General features: G+C 68.4%; 19 protein-coding genes and 1 tRNA gene. 15 read left to right on the forward strand and 5 right to left on the reverse strand.

Features of this window, described 5'->3' with window-relative positions:
* Positions 1 to 89 precede the first annotated feature (89 nt).
* Genes pdhA through G154_RS24130 form a run of 3 tightly spaced genes read left to right on the forward strand, consistent with a single transcriptional unit; the run spans position 90 to position 3,293 of the window.
* On the forward strand, positions 90 to 1,157 hold the full coding sequence (gene pdhA, locus G154_RS24120; RefSeq protein WP_019511639.1) for a pyruvate dehydrogenase (acetyl-transferring) E1 component subunit alpha: 1,068 nt from the start codon (positions 90 to 92) through the stop codon (positions 1,155 to 1,157).
* A gap of 28 nt (positions 1,158 to 1,185) precedes the next feature.
* A complete protein-coding gene (locus G154_RS24125) occupies positions 1,186 to 2,190 on the forward strand; it encodes an alpha-ketoacid dehydrogenase subunit beta (protein ID WP_234713164.1) in 1,005 nt (334 codons plus the stop codon).
* Positions 2,187 to 3,293 (forward strand): dihydrolipoamide acetyltransferase family protein, encoded by a 1,107-nt coding sequence (locus G154_RS24130; protein WP_019511641.1) that lies wholly within the window; start codon positions 2,187 to 2,189, stop codon positions 3,291 to 3,293. Before G154_RS24125 ends, G154_RS24130 begins: the two co-directional genes overlap by 4 nt.
* On the opposite strand, the gene G154_RS24135 is transcribed toward G154_RS24130, so the two are convergent.
* Positions 3,290 to 4,042 (reverse strand): enoyl-CoA hydratase, encoded by a 753-nt coding sequence (locus G154_RS24135; protein WP_019511642.1) that lies wholly within the window; start codon positions 4,040 to 4,042, stop codon positions 3,290 to 3,292. The genes G154_RS24130 and G154_RS24135 overlap by 4 nt on opposite strands.
* A gap of 509 nt (positions 4,043 to 4,551) precedes the next feature.
* Here G154_RS24135 and G154_RS26880 point away from each other — a divergent pair.
* The 6 genes from G154_RS26880 (at position 4,552) to G154_RS26900 (ending at position 7,280) form a co-directional block, all read left to right on the forward strand.
* Positions 4,552 to 4,818 carry a hypothetical protein gene (locus tag G154_RS26880; RefSeq protein ID WP_162827413.1) on the forward strand — a complete coding sequence of 89 codons (267 nt, stop codon included), beginning with the start codon at positions 4,552 to 4,554 and terminating at the stop codon, positions 4,816 to 4,818.
* A gap of 3 nt (positions 4,819 to 4,821) precedes the next feature.
* The gene (locus tag G154_RS26885; RefSeq protein WP_081650093.1) at positions 4,822 to 5,499 is read left to right on the forward strand and encodes a hypothetical protein; all 678 of its coding nucleotides are present in this window, start codon (positions 4,822 to 4,824) and stop codon (positions 5,497 to 5,499) included.
* Positions 5,500 to 5,706: 207 nt separating this feature from the next.
* Positions 5,707 to 5,832, forward strand: a complete 126-nt coding sequence (locus G154_RS27330; protein ID WP_267885091.1) for a hypothetical protein — start codon at positions 5,707 to 5,709, stop codon at positions 5,830 to 5,832.
* 66 nt (positions 5,833 to 5,898) lie between these two features.
* Positions 5,899 to 6,207 (forward strand): hypothetical protein, encoded by a 309-nt coding sequence (locus G154_RS26890; protein ID WP_192817340.1) that lies wholly within the window; start codon positions 5,899 to 5,901, stop codon positions 6,205 to 6,207.
* 48 nt (positions 6,208 to 6,255) lie between these two features.
* Positions 6,256 to 6,783, forward strand: a complete 528-nt coding sequence (locus G154_RS26895) for a hypothetical protein (RefSeq protein ID WP_162181514.1) — start codon at positions 6,256 to 6,258, stop codon at positions 6,781 to 6,783.
* Positions 6,780 to 7,280, forward strand: a complete 501-nt coding sequence (locus tag G154_RS26900) for a hypothetical protein (RefSeq protein ID WP_019512136.1) — start codon at positions 6,780 to 6,782, stop codon at positions 7,278 to 7,280. Before G154_RS26895 ends, G154_RS26900 begins: the two co-directional genes overlap by 4 nt.
* 4 nt (positions 7,281 to 7,284) lie before the next feature.
* Here G154_RS26900 and G154_RS24160 read toward each other — a convergent pair whose 3' ends face one another.
* From G154_RS24160 to G154_RS24170, 3 genes are read right to left on the reverse strand one after another with little or no spacing between them, the layout of a single operon-like run.
* Complete coding sequence (locus G154_RS24160; RefSeq protein WP_019512137.1) at positions 7,285 to 7,893, reverse strand: bifunctional 2-polyprenyl-6-hydroxyphenol methylase/3-demethylubiquinol 3-O-methyltransferase UbiG; 609 nt, start codon at positions 7,891 to 7,893, stop codon at positions 7,285 to 7,287.
* Positions 7,893 to 8,186, reverse strand: coding sequence for a putative quinol monooxygenase (locus tag G154_RS24165; protein WP_019512138.1), 294 nt, complete (start codon positions 8,184 to 8,186; stop codon positions 7,893 to 7,895). Before G154_RS24165 ends, G154_RS24160 begins: the two co-directional genes overlap by 1 nt.
* 33 nt (positions 8,187 to 8,219) lie before the next feature.
* Positions 8,220 to 10,463, reverse strand: coding sequence for a SpoIIE family protein phosphatase (locus tag G154_RS24170; protein ID WP_019512139.1), 2,244 nt, complete (start codon positions 10,461 to 10,463; stop codon positions 8,220 to 8,222).
* A gap of 223 nt (positions 10,464 to 10,686) precedes the next feature.
* Between G154_RS24170 and G154_RS24175 the strand changes: the two genes are divergently transcribed.
* On the forward strand, positions 10,687 to 11,064 hold the full coding sequence (locus G154_RS24175) for an STAS domain-containing protein (protein ID WP_019512140.1): 378 nt from the start codon (positions 10,687 to 10,689) through the stop codon (positions 11,062 to 11,064).
* 89 nt (positions 11,065 to 11,153) lie between these two features.
* On the opposite strand, the gene G154_RS24180 is transcribed toward G154_RS24175, so the two are convergent.
* Positions 11,154 to 11,226: transfer RNA gene (locus G154_RS24180), tRNA-Arg, on the reverse strand.
* Between the two features lie 97 nt (positions 11,227 to 11,323).
* On the opposite strand from G154_RS24180, the gene G154_RS24185 reads away from it, so the two are divergent.
* The 5 genes from G154_RS24185 to G154_RS24205 all read left to right on the forward strand — a co-directional run bounded on the left by G154_RS24185 (position 11,324) and on the right by G154_RS24205 (position 19,221).
* Complete coding sequence (locus tag G154_RS24185) at positions 11,324 to 11,767, forward strand: group I intron-associated PD-(D/E)XK endonuclease (protein WP_019512141.1); 444 nt, start codon at positions 11,324 to 11,326, stop codon at positions 11,765 to 11,767.
* Positions 11,768 to 11,871: 104 nt separating this feature from the next.
* Positions 11,872 to 13,341, forward strand: a complete 1,470-nt coding sequence (locus G154_RS24190) for a wax ester/triacylglycerol synthase family O-acyltransferase (protein WP_023986065.1) — start codon at positions 11,872 to 11,874, stop codon at positions 13,339 to 13,341.
* Positions 13,338 to 14,846, forward strand: a complete 1,509-nt coding sequence (locus tag G154_RS24195; protein ID WP_019512143.1) for an HAD-IB family hydrolase — start codon at positions 13,338 to 13,340, stop codon at positions 14,844 to 14,846. The genes G154_RS24190 and G154_RS24195 overlap by 4 nt, the downstream gene beginning before the upstream one ends.
* Positions 14,843 to 17,188 carry a glycerol-3-phosphate 1-O-acyltransferase gene (locus G154_RS24200; protein WP_019512144.1) on the forward strand — a complete coding sequence of 782 codons (2,346 nt, stop codon included), beginning with the start codon at positions 14,843 to 14,845 and terminating at the stop codon, positions 17,186 to 17,188. The genes G154_RS24195 and G154_RS24200 overlap by 4 nt, the downstream gene beginning before the upstream one ends.
* Before the next feature lie 23 nt (positions 17,189 to 17,211).
* Positions 17,212 to 19,221, forward strand: a complete 2,010-nt coding sequence (locus G154_RS24205; RefSeq protein ID WP_023986064.1) for a cytochrome c oxidase assembly protein — start codon at positions 17,212 to 17,214, stop codon at positions 19,219 to 19,221.
* Positions 19,222 to 19,246: the final 25 nt, after the last annotated feature.

A 19,246-nucleotide genomic window follows, 5' to 3' on the forward strand; every position in this document is an offset into this window, starting at 1 on the left:
GCCCCTGACCAGGGGTCGCACGACCGCCTCTGTGCCGAGCACCTCGAGGAAACGGCGGCCGAACATGCCGCCACCCTGAAGGAGGCGGTATGGCTGTCATTTCTGCACCCCTACAACTGGTCGGTGCCGATGGCGCCCCGACCGCCGAGACGCGATATCGACGCGATCTTCCACCGGAAACGCTGAGCTGGCTCTATGAGCTGATGGTGCTGACCCGCGAACTCGATACCGAGTTCGTGAACCTGCAGCGCCAGGGCGAGCTCGCGCTCTATGCGTCCTGTCGCGGGCAGGAGGCGGCGCAGATCGGTGCGGCGGCAAGCCTGCGCAAGACCGATTGGCTGTTTCCGCAGTACCGCGAGCTCGGCGCGTTCCTGACCCGCGGTATCTCACCCGCACAGATGGGTGCGGTGTGGCGAGGGTCCTGGCACGGCGGCCTGTCGTTCACCGAGAGATGTTGCGCGCCGATCTCCATTCAAATCGGCACCCACGGATTGCACGCCGTCGGTGCCGCGATGGCCGCCCAACGCCTCGACGAGGACTCGGTGACGGTGGCTTTCATGGGGGACGGCGCCACCTCCGAGGGCGATGCGCACGAGGCGCTGAACCTGGCCGCGGTGTTCGCTGCGCCCACCGTGTTCTTCATCCAGAACAACCAGTTCGCCATCTCGACGCCGGAGCGCCGCCAGCATGCGGCCACCTCGCTGGCCGACCGGGCCGCCGGCTACGGCATGCCCGCGGTCCGCGTCGACGGCAATGACGTGCTGGCCTGCTTCGCCGTCATGTCCGAGGCCGCCCAGCGTGCCCGCGATGGTGGTGGCCCGACGTTCATCGAGGCGGTCACCTATCGGATGGGGCCGCACACCACCTCCGACGACCCCACCCGCTACCGCGCCGACGCGGACGTCCAGGACTGGGCGGCCCGCGACCCGATCGCCCGGTACACCGCGTACCTGCGAGCGACCGGGGTGCTGACCGACCGACTCGCCGAGCGGGTTGCCGGCAGGGCGGCGCGGCTGCGCACGGACCTGCGGAAGGCGCTGATCGGCGCGCCCGATCCCGATATCGCCGAGGTGTTCGACACCGTCTACCACGACATCACCCCGGAGTTGGCCCGCCAACGCGAGGAGTTGCTCATCGAGCTGGGGAAGGAGTCCTGAGATGACCCAGATCATCGAACGACCGCCGATGGGCGACTTCGGCGAACCCCGGCCGTCGTTGTTGACCATGACCCTGGCACAGGCCGTCAATCAGGGACTGCACGACGCGATGGCCGCCGACGAGCGGGTCCTGGTGTTCGGCGAGGATGTCGCCCGACTCGGTGGCGTGTTCCGGGTGACCGATGGATTGGCCGAAACATACGGCGAACAGCGGTGTTTCGACACGCCGCTGGCCGAGTCGGCGATCATCGGTATCGCGATAGGGATGGCGATCCGTGGGTTCGTCCCGGTGCCGGAAATCCAGTTCGACGGGTTCTCCGCCCCGGCCTTCGACCAAATGGTCAGTCATCTGGCCAAATATCGGATGCGCACCCACGGTGACGTCGACATGCCGGTGACCGTGCGCATCCCGTCCTTCGGCGGAATAGGCGCGGTCGAGCATCATTCGGAGTCCACCGAGACCTATTGGTTGCACACCGCCGGTTTGAAGGTGGTGGTCCCCTCGACGCCGTCGGATGCGTATTGGCTACTGCGGCAATCGATCAGTTGCCCGGACCCGGTCGCCTACCTGGAGCCGAAGCGGCGGTACTGGACCAGGGGAATCGTCGACACCGAGTCCGCCGAGCTGCCCTTCGGGCGTGCGGCCATCCGGCGTCCCGGTGAACACGTCACGGTGCTCACCTATGGGGGTCTGGTGGATGTCGCCCTCAATGCCGGCGAGTCGGCGGCGGATCGAGGTGTCGACGTCGAGGTCGTGGACCTGCGGACGCTGAACCCGTTGGACTTCGACACCATTTCCGATTCGGTGCGGCGCACCGGCCGGTGCGTGGTCATGCACGAGGGGCCGCGCACGCTGGGCTTCGGTGCCGAACTGGCGGCTCGCATCTCCGAGGAGCTGTTCTACGACCTGGAGGCTCCGGTGTTGCGGGCCACCGGATTCGACACGCCGTACCCACCGGCGCGGCTGGAAAAGCTGTGGTTACCAGGGGTGGATCGGCTGCTGGACTGCGTCGAGAAGGTGATGGCGCAATGAGCACCCGGGAGTTCCGGGTGCCCGACCTCGGGGAAGGGTTGGAGGAAGCCACCATCACCGGCTGGTCGGTGGCGGTGGGCGACACCGTCGAACTCAACCAGGTGCTGTGCACGTTGGAGACCAACAAGGCCGAGGTCGAGATCCCGAGCCCGCACGCCGGCCGGATAGTCGAACTCGGCGGAGCCGTGGGGGAGACGCTTGCCGTCGGTGCCGTCCTGGTGCGCATAGGTGTTGCCGAGAATTCCGGATCCGGTCCGGTGCTGGTGGGCTACGGCGCCGATGATCGAATGGATACGTCCCGTCGTGCCCGCGCCAAGCCGTCGGTCCGAAAGTTGGCTCGCGAGAATGGCGTCGAGCTGACCTCGCTGACGCCGACCGGCCCCGACGGCATCGTCACCCGTGATGACGTGCTGGCCGCTTCGGCGCCCCCGGACATGGTGCCGCTTTCCGGCGTGCAGGTCGAGATGGCGAAGCGGATGGCGCTGTCGCGGAGCAAGATTCCCGATGCTCATGCCGCTGTGGTGGTCGATGGGACGGCGCTGCAGGGGCTCTCGCGCCGGCTCGATATCACGTCGTTCGCGCTGACGCTGCGACTGTTGACATCGGTGTTGACCCGACATCCGCTCCTGAACGCGACATGGGTGGACACCGCCGATGGTCCGCGCGTCCACCGGCATTCTTCGGTGCACCTCGGCGTGGGTGTGGCCACGCCGCGCGGACTGCTCGTTCCCGTGGTCACCGATGCGCAGCAGCGCACCACCCGCGCGCTCGCCGCCGAGGTGGCACGCGTCATCGACGGGGCGCGCGGCGGGACATTGCGTCCGGCCGAACTGATGGGGTCGACGTTCACTGTGTCGAACTTCGGTGCGCTCGGCCTGGATTCGGGTGTACCGGTGATCAACTATCCCGAGGCCGCGATCCTCGGGATGGGCTCGCTGAAGCCACGTGCGGTGGTCGTCGACGGCGCGGTGGTTGCGCGCGCGACGATGGAGCTGAGCTGCGCGTTCGACCACCGGATCATCGACGGCGCGCAGGCCGCGGCGTTCCTGACCGATCTGCGTGAGTTGGTGGAGGCGCCGGAGCTGGCGCTGGCCGACCTCTAACGTCGCTTTGCCGCGGACAACCGGCTCTGGAACTCCGGGGACTCGATGGAGCGCGCCTGCGGGGTGATCTCGATGTCGACGGCGATGGCGTGCTGGTCGCTGTCCACGACGCCGGGATTGGCGGTCGCCCGCATCGAGGCCTTGGTCGCCATCACCACATCGCGCGGTGCACCGGCCGGACCGGCAGCCAGTTCACGCGCGGCGGCCACCGGGTCGTCGGCGATGTCGAGCGCCAGCCCGTACCGCACCGCCTCCTGTGCGTCGAAACGCTTGCCGAACAGCAACGCGGCCCGGGCGACCTGGGGTCCTACGCCGCGCTGCAGCATCCAGGTGGCGCCGCCGCCGGGATGGATGCCCAGTTTCTGGAAGCGGGGATCGAACAATGCCGCCGGACCCGCGATGCGGACGTCTGCGGCGAGTGCCAGGTTCAGGCCCGCGCCGACGGCGGCGCCGTTGACCGCGGCGATGGTCGGCAGGGAGCAATCGGCCACGGCCAGGAAGCCGTCATAGATGACGCGCAGTCCGTCCTCGGCCGCCTCACCGAGTGCGGTCAGGTCGGCTCCTGCGCAGAAGGCCTTGCCTGCCCCGGTGACGATGACCGCATGCACATTGGTGTCGGCCTCTGCGGCCTCGACCGCGGCGCGCAGGCCTGCCGAGATCTCGGCGGTGACGGCGTTGCGCCGATCGGGATCGTTGACGGTGATGGTCGCGATGCGATCGGCGATGTCGACGAGGACGAGGTCGGTCATGCGGCCAAGGCTACGGATCGGCACGGCCGGGTCGGCGTGCAGGTATGTCGGCGTTTCGACGGTTATCTGGGATTTCGCCGTTGTTCTGTCACGGGCCCGGATCTCCTTTGCATCGGAACGGTAACCGTCCCGTTTGGCGCGCCTGTGAGTTTCATGGATGTCATTTACCTTCTTCCCTGACTGCGACGTCAATTTGAAAACGCTTGGGGATGACATGGTGAGTAGGTCAAATCGTTTGGCTGTCAGCATTTTTGCTGCGGCGGCTTTGTGCACGCCGCCGCTGTTGTTGATAGCGACGGCCGATGCGCAACCTGCGTTGCAGTCGAGCGCCGGCGGCGTGCCGTGTGTCGGCATGGTGCAGAACCTCGCCGCATCGCCGCCTGATCTCGGCCAGTCGTTGCAGGGCATCGCCGCGCCGTTCACCGGCGGCGGTGCCGCGCCGGTTGTCGTGCCCCCGGCGACCGCGGCCGGTGCTTTCCCGGCGGCGGGTGCGACCGGAGGTGGAACCGGTGGAGCCGGCGCGGCCGGTGGTGGCGGTGCGGCTGGTGGCGGTGCTGGTGGAGCCGGTGCTGGTGCGGGCGGAGCTGGTGGAGCCGGTGCTGGTGCGGGCGGAGCTGGTGGAGCTGGCGCGGGCGGTGCCGGTGGAGCTGGTGGTGCCGGCGCGGCCGGTGGCGGTGCCGGTGGTGCGGGCGGTGCCGGCGGCGCAGGTGCCGGAGCTGGCGGTGGAGCGGGTGCCGGTGGGGCCGGTGCTCCCGTCGCAGCAGGCGCTCCGTTGATCGATGCCGCGGGAGCCGGTGCTCCGTTGGCAGGCGGCGTTCCGGGAGCCGGCGGCGCGCCGGGCGCAGCGATCGTCGATGCCGCTGGTGCGGCGCCCGGTGGCGGGGGAGTTCCCGGTGGCGCTCCGCTTGCCGACGCCGCGGGCGCGGTCGGTGGTGGCGGAGCCCCTGGTGCGGGCGGAGCTGGCGGAGGTGCCCCCGGTGGTGTTCCGGGTGGTGCCGCAATTCATCCGGCAGCCGGTGTGGCGGCTCCGGCAGGCGTTCCCGCGGGTGAGCTGGTCGATGCCGCCGCGGTGGCCCCGCCACCCGCGATCGAGGTGCCGGTCCCTGCCGCTGCGGTGGTCGACGGTGCAGCAGCCGCACCCGCGGCCGCTGTCGCGCCGGTGGTCGGCGGCGGCGAAGGTGCGGCCCCCGCGGCAGCAATCGGTGGTGCTGACGCCGGTGGTGCCGGTGGCGGCGCTGGTGGTGGTGGCGCGGCGGGTGGCGGCGCTGGCGGTGGAGCGGCTGGTGGCGGCGGTGGTGCGGCCGGCGGCGGTGCCGGTGGTGGTGCTGCAGGCGGTGGCGCTGGCGGTGGTGGTGCGGCCGGTGGCGGTGCAGCTGGTGGTGGCGCCACCGGTGGTGGTGGTGTCGGCGGTGCAGGTGCTGTCCCCGCTGCCGGAGTCATCGAGGGCGGTGGGGTGACCGGTGCGCCGGTTGAACTCGCCGCCGCGGTTCCGCCGGTCGAGGTGGCGGTGCCCCCAGTCGAGGTAGCGGTGCCTCCCGTCGAGGTGCACGCACCCCCTGTCGAAGTTGCGGCCCCGCCGGTCGAGGTGCATGCCCCGCCGGTGCAGGTGTCGGGCCCGCCCGCGGAGATCTCGTCTCCACCGGTGGAGCTGTCGGTGCCCATCGATGTCGACATACCGAGCGTCAGTGTTCCGGGTATCGGAGTTCCCGGCGTCGCAGGGGGCGGTGCCCCCGGTGCGGTGGTCGGCGGCGCTCCGGGCGCCGCTGTCGGAGGCGCGCCCGCTGCGGTGATCGCTGACGCAGGCGCGGCGACCGGCGGCGGATCCGGTGCGGCTCTGCAGGCTGCCGGTGGTACCGGTGGCGCGGGCGCGGCCGGTGGTGGCGCAGGTGGTGCCGGCGCGGCTGGTGGCGGTGCGGGCGCCGGTGGTGCCGGTGCTCCGGCGGCTGCAGTCGGTGGTGCGCCGGCGGGTGGTGCTGCCGGTGGTGGTGCGCCGGCGGGTGGTGCTGCCGGTGGCGGCGCTCCTGCCGGTGGTGCTGCCGGTGGTGGCGCTCCGGTCGGTGGTGGCGCTCCCGTGGGTGGTGGCGCCCCGGTGGGTGGCGGTGCTCCCGTGGGTGGTGGCGCCCCGGTGGGTGGCGGTGCTCCCGTGGGTGGTGGCGCCCCCCTGATGGATAGTGCGGGTGTAGGACCGCTACTGGCCAGCACAGGACTCAACGGTGAAGGTCCCGCGGCGGCGCTCGTCGATGCCGCGGGCGCAGCAGGTGCGCCTGGTGCCGGTCTGCCGGGCGCAGGTGGAGCCCCTGGTGCCGGCGGATTGCCCGGCGCGGCCCTCGACGATGCCGCTGCGCGTGCAGCCGGTGCACCGATCGAGGACGCGGCTGCGGTCGCGATCCCCGGTGCCGGTGGTGCCGGTGGCGGTGGTGCGGCCGGTGGTGCGGGTGGTGCCGGTGGCGGCGGTGGCGCCGCTGGTGGTGGTGCTGGTGGCGCGGGTGCGGGCGGTGCCGGTGGCGGTGGTGCGGCCGGTGGTGCGGGTGGTGCCGGTGGCGGCGGCGGTGCCGCTGGTGGTGGTGCCGGCGGAGCAGGTGCCGGTGGCGCCGGCGGAGCAGGAGCGGGCGGCGCTGCAGGTGGTGCCGGCGGCGGTGGTGCGGCCGGTGGTGCGGGTGGTGCCGGTGGCGGCGCGGCCGGTGGCGGCGCGGCTGGTGCAGGAGCGGGCGGTGCCGGTGGTGCGGGTGCGGGCGGCGTGAACGCCGCCGCTGTCGGCCCCCTGATGGCCAGCACAGGCGGGCTCGGAGCCGTACAGGCGGTGACCGCGCCCGCGGTGGCCGCAGTCCAGGCGGCTGCCCCGGCCGGTGCGGTCGGTGTCGGCGCACCTGCCGCAGCAGCAGGCGGTGGAACCGCGTTCGCCGGTATTCCGGGCGCGATCCTCCCGGCGGCCGGCGCCGCGTCCGGTCTTCCGGGCATGGTGATGGCTCCGCTGGCCGGTGTCACGGGCGTGTTGGCCGAAATGCTTCCGCAACCCTCGCTGGCCGCCCCGTCTGGCGTCGGTGGGCTGACCGGAATGCTTCCCACCCCGCAGCTGAACATGCCGGGTATCTCCGGATTGGGCGTCCCGGTGCCGTCGCAGGTGTCGATGCCCACCGACCTGGTGTGTGAGGGAGTCGGCGGCTGGTCCCTGTCGACGCCGGGCACCGGCAGCGTCATGCCGGACGCCACTGCGGGTATTCGGTCCGACGACTGGTGACCGGTCAGTCGGGCAGCGTCCAGCGCAGTAGGTACCGGTAGTACAGGGCTCGGCGGATCGTCACGCCAGGCAGGACGTCGCAGGCCACGCGTCGAATCTCGGTAAGAGACTCGCGCGGGTCGGCGACGACCACGCCGATATCGGGATGTTCCCGATGCCAACGTGATCCGAGGCGCACCGCGGGAAGGCACAGGGCCGAGATCAGCCAGTCACCGACCGAGGTATTGGCGCTCAGCCCGACGACGGCGATGGTCCCTCCCGGAGCCAACAGACCGCGGGCTCTCTGCAGCGTCGTGCACAGATCCATGTGATGCAGGCTGGCGACGAACGTGATCAGGTCGAAACGATCTCCGCCGGAATCGAAATCGTCGAATGAGCAGTTCTGCACCGAGACCCTCGTCCCGGTTCCGATCCGGTCGCGGGCCCGCGTAATCGCCGCCTGGTCGGGATCCAGCGCGGTCACCGCTCGTGACACCGTGGCAAGGCGCTGCGCCAGCAGGCCATCGCCGCACCCCACATCGAGTGCATGACCGTCTCGACGGGCGAGCGTGAGCAGCCACGGATGGTAAGCCGTGTTGTGATTCCAGTAGTCATCCGTTGCGGCCATCGGCATCACATGTCGGACGTGACGTACCGCGTCTTCTTCGGTGGTGCGCTCAACAGTGGCGGCAGCTCGGCGAGCTTGCCGGCGCCGGCGCGAAACGCTCGGTAAGCCTCGTCGTGCTCGACTGACTCCCATACTTCGCTTATCACCCAATGCGTTTCGTCGTCCTCGTCGATCAGGACCTCGGTGCTGATGTTGCCGGCGAACGCCCGGGTGTCGTGGAGCGCCCGCCCCATGACGTCGCGGGCACGTGCGACGGCACCCGGCTGGAAACGGAGTTCGAGGAACACGGTCACCGGCATTGCAATCTCCTCAAGGTGTGTCGGCACGGCTGTTCACCGGCGGCCCAGGATGATGACGGTGACGTCATCGTCGGTGTCGTTGGGTGTCATCGCCGCCGACACCCTCGGCGCACGTCGATCCCGGGACGCCGCGAGTTGGGTAGACAAGCGCTGCAGACCTTCGTCTATCGAGGCGGTCCGCCGTTCCACCAGCCCGTCCGAGAACATCACCATGAACTGGCCGGGCTCCAAGTCGAACTCGCTGGTGACATAGGTCGCGCCCCGGACGCCGATCGGCGGCGACAGTTTGATCGGTGCCGCGGTGGGCGTGTCGTCAACCGACCCGGTGATGAACGGCATGAGATGACCGGCGGAGGACGCCTCCACATGGCCGGTGCGGATATCGATCCGGGCGACGATGACGGTGGCGAACGTGCGGGGCATCAGGTGGACGCTGAACGAGTTCAGATCACTGATAGCCGTTCCGGGCGTGGCGCCGGCGAACAGATTGGCCCGCAGTACATTTCGCAACTGAGCCATGGTTCCCGCCGCGGCAAGGCCGTGGCCGGCCACGTCACCGAGCAGGACGACCAGCCGGCCATCGCGGAGTTCGAACGCGTCGTACCAGTCGCCGCCGACTCGTCCGCCGGCCGCAGGACGGTAGTCGGCGGACAATTCCCAGCCCTCGACGGTCGGGATGGATTCCGGTAGCAAGCTGCGTTGCAGCACCTCGGCCACGCGAAGCGCGCTGCGGGTCCGGCGGTAGAGCTCCTCGACCAGGTTGGCGCGTAACCCCTCGGCCGACTCCAGTTGGATGGGGGCCCACGGCTCACTGCACTTGTCGACCACCTCCCGCCAACGATCGAAGGATTTGCGCGGGCTGAGCCGGATCTGGTCACCCTCCTGTACGGCGATCGCCTTGTTGTGCGGGTCGCCACCCCAGTCGACTGAGCGGACGGCCTCGTCGCGGAACCAGATGACGTACTGGTCCTCCGGCAGATTCAGCGCCAACGCCCCGGCAGCGATCTCTGGATCGACCGGCACCGCAGGCACGTCACGTGACAGGCTTTCGGTGACCGCGATCTCCTCACCGGTGCTGCGAGCCCACGCCGCGACGGCCGCGACCTGCTCGGGAGCCGGTGGCGAACCCAGCGCGCCGTACTCACCGCCGACGTTGACCACGACGCCGGTGGCGGGTAGCAGGTCGAGCACGCTGGGAGTCCCCAGAAGGGTGGTGGCCAGAGGTTCGGCGTCGTTGTGCGTGGCCGCGGTCAGATGGCTCAGCAGCGATTGGGCGGCGAGCTGTTCGCGTAACTGGTCTTCATCGAACCGGTCGACCATGCGCAGCGACAATGTCGAACCGAGGAACTCGGCGGCGGCGCGCGCACCATAGGGCGGCAGGTGCGGCCCGGCGTAGTGATGACAGGCGATCAGACCCCACAGTCGTCCGTGGCGCAACAGTGAGATCGACATCGACGCGCGCACGCCCATGTTCTTCAGGTACTCGATGTGAATGGGGGAAACGCTGCGCAGGGTGGCGTGGGTCAGGTCCACCGGTGTCCCACTGTCGGGGTTCATGGGTGGCACCAGCGGTGCCGGTGTGTAGTCGACGTCGGAGATCAGGCGCAGCCAACTCTTCTCGTACATCGCGCGTGCTTGAGCGGGTATGTCGCTGGCCGGATAGTGAAGCCCGAGAAAGGAATTGAGATCCTCGCGCTTGTTCTCGGCGACAACCTCGCCGTTGTAGTCGCGGTCGTATCGGTACACCATGACGCGGTCGAATCCGGTCAGCTCGCGCACCGCCTGCGCCGCGGTGTCGTAGAGGGCCCTGAGCCCGTCGGCGCGATTCAGCTCCTCCACCGAGTTGCGTACGGCCTGGTAGGTATTGGGGAACGAGAAGGGGCGCTCGCCGTACGCCATCTCGATCTCGATGAGCAGGATCCCGCCGGGTTCACGATGCAGCAGCGCGTCAAAGGGCCGGGTAAGTCCGCCGACCTCCATGGTCAGCTCGAGAGGGTTGCGTTGGCGCAGATCCCCGAATGTCGCGGCGGCCTGCCTGATCAGGTTGGCCTGATCGATCCCGATGAGAGCCGACAGATCCTGGTTGAGCACCTCGTGGACGGAACGTCCCAGCAGGTCGTCGACGTTCGCGCTGATCTGCCGGATCTCGAAACTGGGTTCGCGGACCACTGCGAGCACACCGCGCGGCTGGACACTGCCGGGAATGTGGATGGGTTCCCGCGCGCAATTGTCCAGGTCGATGACGGTGCCGGGCGGCAGCAAGCCCTCGACGGTCACGTCATCAGCGTTCTGACGCGAAATGGGTAGACCTCCCCGTTCTGTCCCCGACTACGGTGCACAGCGTGCCAGGTCGGCGAATTGCCGTCCGCTCGGGTGCCGCGACCCGTTTGGGACCGGATCTTTACGTTAGGCTCGGTGGTACTCGGCGTTCTAGCTTGTTTGGTTAAGAAGTAGCCCCGCGAGACATTGCGCCCGGAGTCGACTTTTGCGCGAGGTGTCCATGCCCGACCGACTTGAGCCCATCCCGTCCCCGTGTGTCTGCTCCGAATCCTGGCATGACACGACGGTCGTCGTCAGCTGCGCCGGAGCCATCGACATGGTGACCGCGCCGACGTTGCAGCAGGTCATCGCTGCCGCGCTGAAGAAACAACCGACGGCCGTCATCGTGGACCTGACCGATACCGAGTTGTTGGCCTCCTATGGCATGTCGGTGCTGGTGGAGACCCATCAGCAGCTGATACCGGAGGTGCCGCTGGTGGTGGTGGCCGATGGGCCGATCACCCGTCGACCACTCGAGCTGGTCGGCTTGGCCGATGTCCTGACCATCCGGCCGAACCTGGGTGCGGCGTTCGACGAGCTGCAGACGACCACGGACTGACAGCGACTCGGCGTGACGTGTCGGTGGGGCGCGTTATGGTCGGGTCAGACGACATCGGGTTGCCGGCGGACCCGCACATGGTGAAAAAGCACCCCCGACAGGATTCGAACCTGCAACCTACGGGGTAGAAACCCGCTGCGCTATCCGTTGCGCCACGGGGGCAGATCGGACAGTCGTAATTTACACCTCATCGATTCCCTTTCAGCAACCGACGGCCGGCACATCAGCCCGGTGGGGCGGTGCCCAGGAGGAGGGGTCGATGGCTTCGCACCACACGAAGGACAAAGGCGATCTGGGCGTCGCGAAGGCGTTCTCGGATCTGGTGGCCAAGGGGTACACCATGCTCTTCCCGGCCACCGAGCATGCGGCCTTCGACCTGGTCGCCTACCGGGCGGGCGTGTTCGTCAGGGTCCAGGTGAAGTACCGATGTGCGCGTGCCGGGGTCATCAAGCTGAACCTGCGGTCGACCTGGGCGGATCGACACGGCGTGCATTCGGTACCCATCGACAAGGGCGCCGTCGACGTCATCTGCATCTATTGCCCGGACACCGACGAGTGCTACTACATCCGGCCTAGCGATCACGGTGTCTCGGTGAACCTGCGGATCGCGGCGCCGAGGAACGGTCAACAGAAGCGGATCCTGGCTGCCGCGGCGTTCCGCGATCTGCCGGACCCACCCGGGAACACCCGCGTCCCGGCGTGAGGCTGTGAGGTTGCGCGCTCCCAGCGAAAGGGGCGTCGCGCCGACGCGACGCCGACTAGCGTGGACGCTGCACGAGGGGCGTTATCAGGAGGAGAGTGCGCGCGATGAGCAGAGTGCCGTTGGATGCGGCGGGGCTGCCCCAGAAACTGAACGGCGTCGACACGTTGCTGCACCGCGGTGAGGCCAATCCGCGGACACGGTCCGGGATCATGGGTGTCGAACTGCTTGACACGACTCCCGATTGGGAGCGGTTCCGGGCGGTGTTCGAGCAGGCCTCCCGCAAGGTGCTTCGGCTTCGCCAGAAGGTGGTGATGCCGACGCTGCCGACCGCGGCCCCGCGCTGGGTGGTCGACCCGGATTTCAACCTCGACTTCCACGTCCGCAGGGTCCGGGCACCCGAGCCGGGCACCCTGCGCGAAGTCCTCGACATCGCCGAGATCGCGCTGCAGTCGCCGATGGACATCACTCGCCCGCTGTGGAGCGCCACTCTCGTCGAGGGTCTGACCGACGGCCGGGCGGCCACCATCCTGCACCTGAGTCATGCCGTCGCCGACGGCGTGGGCACCGTCGAGATGTTCGCCCACATCTACAACCTGGAGCGCGATGTCGAGGTCGGTGAGCTTGCGCCGCTGCCGATTCCGCAGGATCTGTCGTCCAATGACCTGATGAAGCTGGGCCTCAATCGGATGCCCATGAAGATCACCAACAGTGTGCTGGGCCTGGTCGGCGGCGCGGTGCATGCGGTCACCAACGTCGTCAAGGACCCGGCCGCGGCGGTCAGTGGTGTCGTCGACTACGCGCTGTCGACCACCCGGGTATCGCGACCGGTGGCCGACCACTCGCCGTTGCTGCGGCGGCGCAGCCTGAGCTCGCACAGCGAGGCGATCGACATCGTGTTCGCCGATCTGCACAAGGCCGCCAAGGCCGTCGGCGGGTCGATCAACGACGCCTACCTGGCAGGTCTGTGCGGGGCTTTGCGGCACTATCACGTAGCCAAGGGCATGCCGATCGAGACCTTGCCCATGGCTGTACCGGTCAATCTACGCTCCGACGACGACCCGGCCGGCGGAAACCGTTTCGCCGGTGTCAATCTCGCCGCACCGATCGGGATCGCCGACCCCGAACGCCGGATCAAGGCCATTCGATCGCAGATGACCAGCAAGCGCGAGGAACGGGCGATCGACATGGTCGGCTCGATCGCTCCGATAGCCAGCTTCCTGCCCGACGCCGTGCTCGAATCGGTCGCCGGGTCGGTGGTGAACTCCGATGTCCAGGCATCCAATGTGCCCGTCTATCCCGGCGACACCTACATCGCCGGGGCGAAGGTGCTGCGGCACTACGGACTTGGCCCGCTGCCAGGTGTGGCGATGATGGCGGTGCTGGTCTCGCGTGGTGGATACGTCACCATCACGACCCGCTACGACCGGGCCGCCATCATCGACGGGCAACTGTGGCAGCGCAGCCTGGTCCGGGGCTTCGATGAGGTCCTGGCCCTCGGTGGGGACGGCCGTGCCGCGGCCGCGTCCTTCGCTGTGTCCGAAACCGCGCCGTCGAATGGGAGTGCCGCGCAATGAGTTCCGCCGACGGCGAATCGCAGGTGATGCGGCTGCCGGGAACGGTCGCCGAGATCGAGGCCAGCCCCGAGGGGCCGCAGGTCGGTGCCTTCTTCGATCTGGACGGCACGCTGGTGGCGGGGTTCACCGGTGTGCTGATGACCCAGGATCGGCTGCGCCGCGGGCAGATGAGCGCGGGCGAGTTCATCGGGATGGTGCAGGCCGGCATCAACCACCAACTCGGCCGTTCGGAGTTCGAGGACCTGATCGGCAAGGGTGCCCGGATGCTGCGCGGCAACTCGATCGGTGATCTCGACGAGCTGGGGGAGCGGCTGTTCGTCCAGCACGTCCGTGATCGCATCTACCCCGAGATGCGCGCGATGGTGCGTGCCCACCAGGCCCGCGGACACACCGTCGTACTGAGTTCCAGCGCGCTGATCGTGCAGGTCGAGCCCGTCGCCAAGTTCCTGGGCATCGACAACATTTTGAGCAACAAGTTCATCGCCGACGACGACGGACTGATCACCGGCGAGGTCGCCGAACCGATCATCTGGGGGCCCGGCAAAGCCCATGCGGTACAGAAGTTCTCGGCCGAGAACGGCGTCGATCTCGCGAAGAGCTACTTCTACGCCGACGGCGACGAGGATGTCGCACTCATGTATCTGGTCGGTAACCCGCGGCCGACCAACCCGGCCGGAAAACTGGCCGCGGTGGCAGCCAAACGGGGCTGGCCGATCCTCAAGTTCACCAGCCGCAGCGGCAGCAGCCCCATCTCGCAGATCCGCACCCTGGCCAGTCTGGCCACCATTCCCACGGTGGCCGCCGGTGCCATCGGGCTGGGGTTGCTGACACGCAACAAACGTGTCGGCGTCAACTTCTTCACCTCCAACTGGAGCAAGCTGCTGATGCTGACCACCGGCATCGGGCTCAATGTGCTCGGTGAGGAGAACCTGACCAAACAACGGCCCGCGGTGTTCATCTTCAATCACCGCAACCAGGCCGACCCGATGATCGCCGGCCGTCTGGTCAACACCGACTTCACCGGCGTGGGCAAAAAGGAGCTCGAGCGCAACCCGCTGATGGGCCCGCTCGGCAAGGTGATGGACGCGGCGTTCATCGACCGCGAGGACACCCAGTCCGCGGTGGAGGGCCTGCACAAGGTGGAAGAGCTTGCCAAGAAGGGGCTTTCGATTCTGATCGCGCCGGAGGGCACCCGGCTGGACACCACCGAGGTGGGTCCGTTCAAGAAGGGACCGTTCCGCATCGCGATGGCCGCGGGCATCCCGATCGTGCCGATCGTCATCCGCAACGCCGAGGTCGTCGCCGCCCGCGACTCCAGCACATTCAACGCGGGCAAGGTCGATGTCGCCGTCTTCCCGCCGATACCCGTCGACGACTGGACCCACGACGACCTGACCGAGCGGATTGCCGAGGTGCGCCAGCTGTATCTGGACACGCTGGCAGCGTGGCCCGTCGGTGAGCTGCCCGACCATGCCGTCTACCGCAACGGGAAAGGACGCCGGTGAAAACGGTCGCTGAGGATTTCGCCACCTTCAGTCCGACCGGAGACACCCTGGTGTTGGCCGCGGTCGGCTCGCCCGCCGAGCAGGAGTTGCTCGACCACTGGCTGGCCCAGCAGCAGCGTGAGCGGCCCGAGGCCCGGGTCGAGGTGCTGCTGTTACCCGATCATTCCGATGATCCCCCCGCCACCGTGATGGCCCGGTTGGTCCAACTGCTCTCGGCAGACCCGGACCGATCCGTCGTGCCGGTGCGCATCTTCTGGGTGCCCGGAGGATTGCCCACCCGGTCCAAGGTGGTGGCCCTGATATCCGGGCGCGACACGTATCGGCCGCCGGAGCTGCTGCAGCGCCGGATCCTGCGCAAAGACCCGGCCCGCGCGCGGGTGGTTGCCGGTGAACCGGCCAAGGTCTCCGAGCTTCGCCAGCAGTGGCAGGACACCACGACCGCCGAAAACCCGCGAGAATTCGCCCGCTTCGTCATCCGCAGGGCGATTCTGGCCATCGAGCGCGTCGAGTTGCGGCTGCTCGGCCCCGAATACAAGTCACCGCGGCTGGTGAAGCCGGAGATGCTGGCCTCATCGCGGTTCCGGGAGGGATTGGACCAGATCCCCGGGGCCACCATCGAGAAGGCCGGGGAGATGCTCGACGAGCTCTCCACCGGCTGGAGCCGGTTCTCGGTAGACCTGATCCCGACGCTGGGCCGGGCGATCTTCAGCCGTGGTTTCGATCCGCACATCGACTACGACAGCGCCGAGATCGAGGCCATGCGTGGGGCCTTGGAGGTCCACCCGGCCGTTCTGCTGTTCTCCCATCGCTCTTACCTCGACGGTGTCATCGTCCCGGTCGCCATGCAGGAGAACCGGTTACCACCGGTGCACACCTTCGCCGGGATCAATCTGTCCTTCGGCTTCATGGGCCCGATCTTCCGGCACTCCGGGGTCATCTTCCTGCGCCGCAAACTCGACGACCCGCTGTACAAGTACGTGCTGCGCCAGTTCGTCGGCTACATCGTGGAGAAGCGGTTCAACCTCAACTGGTCCATCGAGGGCACCCGGTCGCGGACCGGAAAGATGTTGCCGCCCAAGCTCGGTCTGCTGTCCTACGTCGCCGACGCCTATCTCGATGGCCGCAGTGAGGACATCCTGCTGCAACCCGTGTCGATCAGTTTCGACCAGTTGCACGAGACCGCCGAATACGCCGAGTACGCGCGTGGCGGGGAGAAGACGCCCGAAAGCGTCAGCTGGCTCTACAACTTCATCAAGGCCCAGGGTGAACGCAACTACGGCAAGATCTACGTCCGGTTCCCCGAAGCGGTCTCGATGCGGCAGTATCTCGGCGAGCCCAACGGCCCCATCGCCACCAGCCCCGAGGCCAAACGGCTGGCCATGCAGAAGATGGCCTTCGAGGTCGCCTGGCGCATCGTGCAGGTCACTCCGGTCAACGCCACCGGTCTGGTCTCGGCGCTGCTGCTTGCCGCGCGTGGGGTGGCGCTGACCGTCGACCAGCTGCACCACACCTTCGCCGACGCCCTGGATTACCTTGAGCGCCGCGAGATCCCGATGACCAACAGCGTGTTGCGGTTGCGCACCAAGGAGGGGGTGCGCGCCGCGGTGGATGCGCTCTCCGGCGGACATCCGGTCACCAGGGTCGACGGTGGCCGCGAACCCGTGTGGCGGATCGCGCCGGAGAACGAACACGAGGCCGCGTTCTACCGCAACTCGATCATCTACGCGTTCCTGGAGACCTCGATCATCGAGCTGGCGCTCGCGCACGCCGCGACCGCCGAGTCCGATTGGCTCGACGCGTTCTGGTCACAGGTGCTGCGCCTGCGTGACCTGCTCAAGTTCGAGTTCTACTTCGCCGACTCGGTGGCCTTCCGGGAGAACGTCACCCGGGAGATGAGCTGGGTGGACGGCTGGGAGGACCGCATCGCTGAGGGCCCCGAGTCGATACTTGAGCTGCTGCGGGTCAAGCAGCCACTGTTGGGTGCGGCCATGTTGCGTCCCTTCTTCGAGGCCTACGAGATCGTCGCCGACGTGCTGCGCGACGCGTCCTCCGAGATCTCCGAACCCGATCTGACCAAGCTGGCACTCGGCGTCGGACGCCAGCATGTCGCCCAAGGCAGGGTGCGCAGCGCCGAATCGGTATCGGCTCTGCTGTTCGCCACGGCCCGGCAGGTGGTCGCCGATCAGAACCTGCTGCGTCGTGCGGCCGATCTGTCCGAACGGCGCCAGGCCTTCCTCACCGAGATCCGCGGAATCCTCGCCGACCTGAACACCGTCGAGAAGACGGCGTTCCGCCAGTACCGCCGGCGCGAGCGGGAGTCACGCCGCCCCACGACCGGCTGAGACCCCCGCCTAACCTTGACGGCATGACTACCGTTGCGACCCCGGTGCGCGTGCGCACCGTCTGGCCGATGCTGTGGGGTGTCGCATTGCTGGCCGGGGCGGTCGCCGCCGGTGTCGGCGGCCTGTCGCTCGTCGACGCGCTGGCCGCCACCGGGCTGCCCAACCCCGGCCCCGCCACCACCTACGGGCTCCCGTTCGTCCGGGCCGCCGGCGAGATCGCGGCCGCCATCGCCGTCGGCTCCTTCCTGATGGCTGCATTCCTGGTTCCGCCGCAACGCAGCGGGGTGTTGGACGTGGCCGGGTACCGGGCGTTGCGGACCGGGACCGTCGCCGCCGGCGCGTGGACGGTGTGCGCGGCGCTGCTGGTGCCGCTGACCGTCTCCGATATCACCGGCGCCCCGTTGGTCGACCGGCTCAACCCGGTCGACATCTGGACCGTGGCCAGCATGGTCGAGACCGCGGGCACCTGGCGTTGGACGGCCTTACTCGCGGCCATCGTCACGCTCGCCAGTATCCCGGTCCTGCGCTGGTCGTGGACGCCGGTGCTGCTGGCCGGATCACTGATCACCCTGCTGCCGCTGGCGCTGACCGGACACTCGTCCTCGGGCGGCAGTCACGACATCGCCACCAACAGTCTGCTCATCCACCTGGTCGCCGGAGTGCTGTGGGCCGGCGGGTTGCTGGCGCTGTGGGCGCTGGCGTTCCGCGGGGGCGAGCACACCGACCTGGCGGCCAGGCGGTTCTCCCGGATTGCCGTGTGGTGTTTCTTCGCCATGGCGGTATCCGGCGTCGGTAACGCGCTGGTCCGGATCCAACCGTCCGACCTTTTCACCCAGACCTATGGATGGCTGCTCGTCGGCAAGATGACGGCGCTGGTGGCCCTCGGTGTCCTCGGCTGGCTGCAGCGAAGGCGCAGCGTCACCGCGCTGGCGGCCGACCCCACCGCGCGCGGCCCGCTGATCCGGCTGGCGTTGGTCGAATCGCTGATCTTCGGTTTCACCTTCGGGCTCGCGGTCGCGCTCGGCCGCACCCCGCCACCGCCGCCGGTGCGGCTGCCGTCGATCACCGAGGTCGCCATCGGGTACGACCTGTCCGGCCCGCCGACACTGGCCCGAATCCTGTTCGAATGGCGCTTCGACCTCATCTTCGGCACCGCGGCGATCATCGCGGCCGCCGTCTACGTGCTCGCGGTGGTGCGGCTGCGCCGACGCGGTGACGCCTGGCCCGTCGGGCGGACCATCGCCTGGCTGCTGGGCTGTGCGGCGCTGCTGTTCGCGACGTCCTCGGGCCTGGGCCGCTACATGCCCGCGATGTTCAGCATGCACATGACGGCCCACATGCTGTTGTCGATGTTGGTGCCGGTGCTCCTGGTGCTCGGTGCACCGGTGACGCTGGCGCTGCGCGCGCTGCCCACCGCTGGCAAGGATCGGCCGCCCGGTCCGCGGGAGTGGCTGCTGGCCGCCTTGCACAGCAAGGTGTCCCAGTTCTTCACGAACCCGATCGTGTCGACCGCGATCTTCGTGGCGGGGTTCTACGGCCTGTACTTCGGCGGCATCTTCGACGTCGCGGCTGACAGCCACGGTGCCCACCTGGCGATGAACCTGCACTTCCTGCTCAGCGGTTACCTGTTCTATTGGGTGGTCATCGGCGTGGACCCCACCCCGCGACCGATCCCGCCGCTGGGCAAGCTCGCCATGGTGTTCGGCTCACTACCACTGCACGCCTTCTTCGGGGTGGTCCTGATGGGGATGAACACGGTGCTCGCAGGCGACTTCTACCGTTCACTGCGGTTGCCGTGGAATCCCGACCTGCTCGCCGATCAGAAGCTCGGCGGAGGTATTGCCTGGGCAGCCGGTGAGGTGCCGTTGGTGTTGGTGATGCTGGCGCTGCTGATCCAGTGGCGACGCAGCGACAACCGCGTGGCCAAGCGGCTCGATCGGGCCGCCGACCGCGACGAGGACGCCGAGCTGGCGGCCTACAACAACATGCTGGCCAAGCTCGCCGATATCGACAGCGGCAACAAGACTTCGTAGCGAAGACCTGGTAGCGAAGACCTGC

The sequence above is a fragment of the Mycobacterium sp. VKM Ac-1816D genome (assembly GCF_000416385.1).
GTDB classification, from domain to species: Bacteria; Actinomycetota; Actinomycetes; order Mycobacteriales; family Mycobacteriaceae; genus Mycobacterium; species Mycobacterium neoaurum_A.

What these genes read in the sequence shown, in the direction of transcription:
- G154_RS24195 (WP_019512143.1), top strand. Translation starts at nt 13,338, where the DNA reads ATGAGTTCCGCCGACGGCGAATCGCAGGTGATGCGGCTGCCGGGAACG.
- G154_RS24190 (WP_023986065.1), top strand. Translation starts at nt 11,872, where the DNA reads ATGAGCAGAGTGCCGTTGGATGCGGCGGGGCTGCCCCAGAAACTGAAC.
- G154_RS24165 (WP_019512138.1), bottom strand. Translation starts at nt 8,186, where the DNA reads ATGCCGGTGACCGTGTTCCTCGAACTCCGTTTCCAGCCGGGTGCCGTC.
- G154_RS24130 (WP_019511641.1), top strand. Translation starts at nt 2,187, where the DNA reads ATGAGCACCCGGGAGTTCCGGGTGCCCGACCTCGGGGAAGGGTTGGAG.
- G154_RS24175 (WP_019512140.1), top strand. Translation starts at nt 10,687, where the DNA reads ATGCCCGACCGACTTGAGCCCATCCCGTCCCCGTGTGTCTGCTCCGAA.
- pdhA (WP_019511639.1), top strand. Translation starts at nt 90, where the DNA reads ATGGCTGTCATTTCTGCACCCCTACAACTGGTCGGTGCCGATGGCGCC.
- G154_RS24205 (WP_023986064.1), top strand. Translation starts at nt 17,212, where the DNA reads ATGACTACCGTTGCGACCCCGGTGCGCGTGCGCACCGTCTGGCCGATG.
- G154_RS24160 (WP_019512137.1), bottom strand. Translation starts at nt 7,893, where the DNA reads ATGCCGATGGCCGCAACGGATGACTACTGGAATCACAACACGGCTTAC.
- G154_RS24135 (WP_019511642.1), bottom strand. Translation starts at nt 4,042, where the DNA reads ATGACCGACCTCGTCCTCGTCGACATCGCCGATCGCATCGCGACCATC.
- G154_RS26885 (WP_081650093.1), top strand. Translation starts at nt 4,822, where the DNA reads ATGCCGCGGGAGCCGGTGCTCCGTTGGCAGGCGGCGTTCCGGGAGCCG.
- G154_RS24185 (WP_019512141.1), top strand. Translation starts at nt 11,324, where the DNA reads ATGGCTTCGCACCACACGAAGGACAAAGGCGATCTGGGCGTCGCGAAG.
- G154_RS24125 (WP_234713164.1), top strand. Translation starts at nt 1,186, where the DNA reads ATGGGCGACTTCGGCGAACCCCGGCCGTCGTTGTTGACCATGACCCTG.
- G154_RS27330 (WP_267885091.1), top strand. Translation starts at nt 5,707, where the DNA reads ATGTCGACATACCGAGCGTCAGTGTTCCGGGTATCGGAGTTCCCGGCG.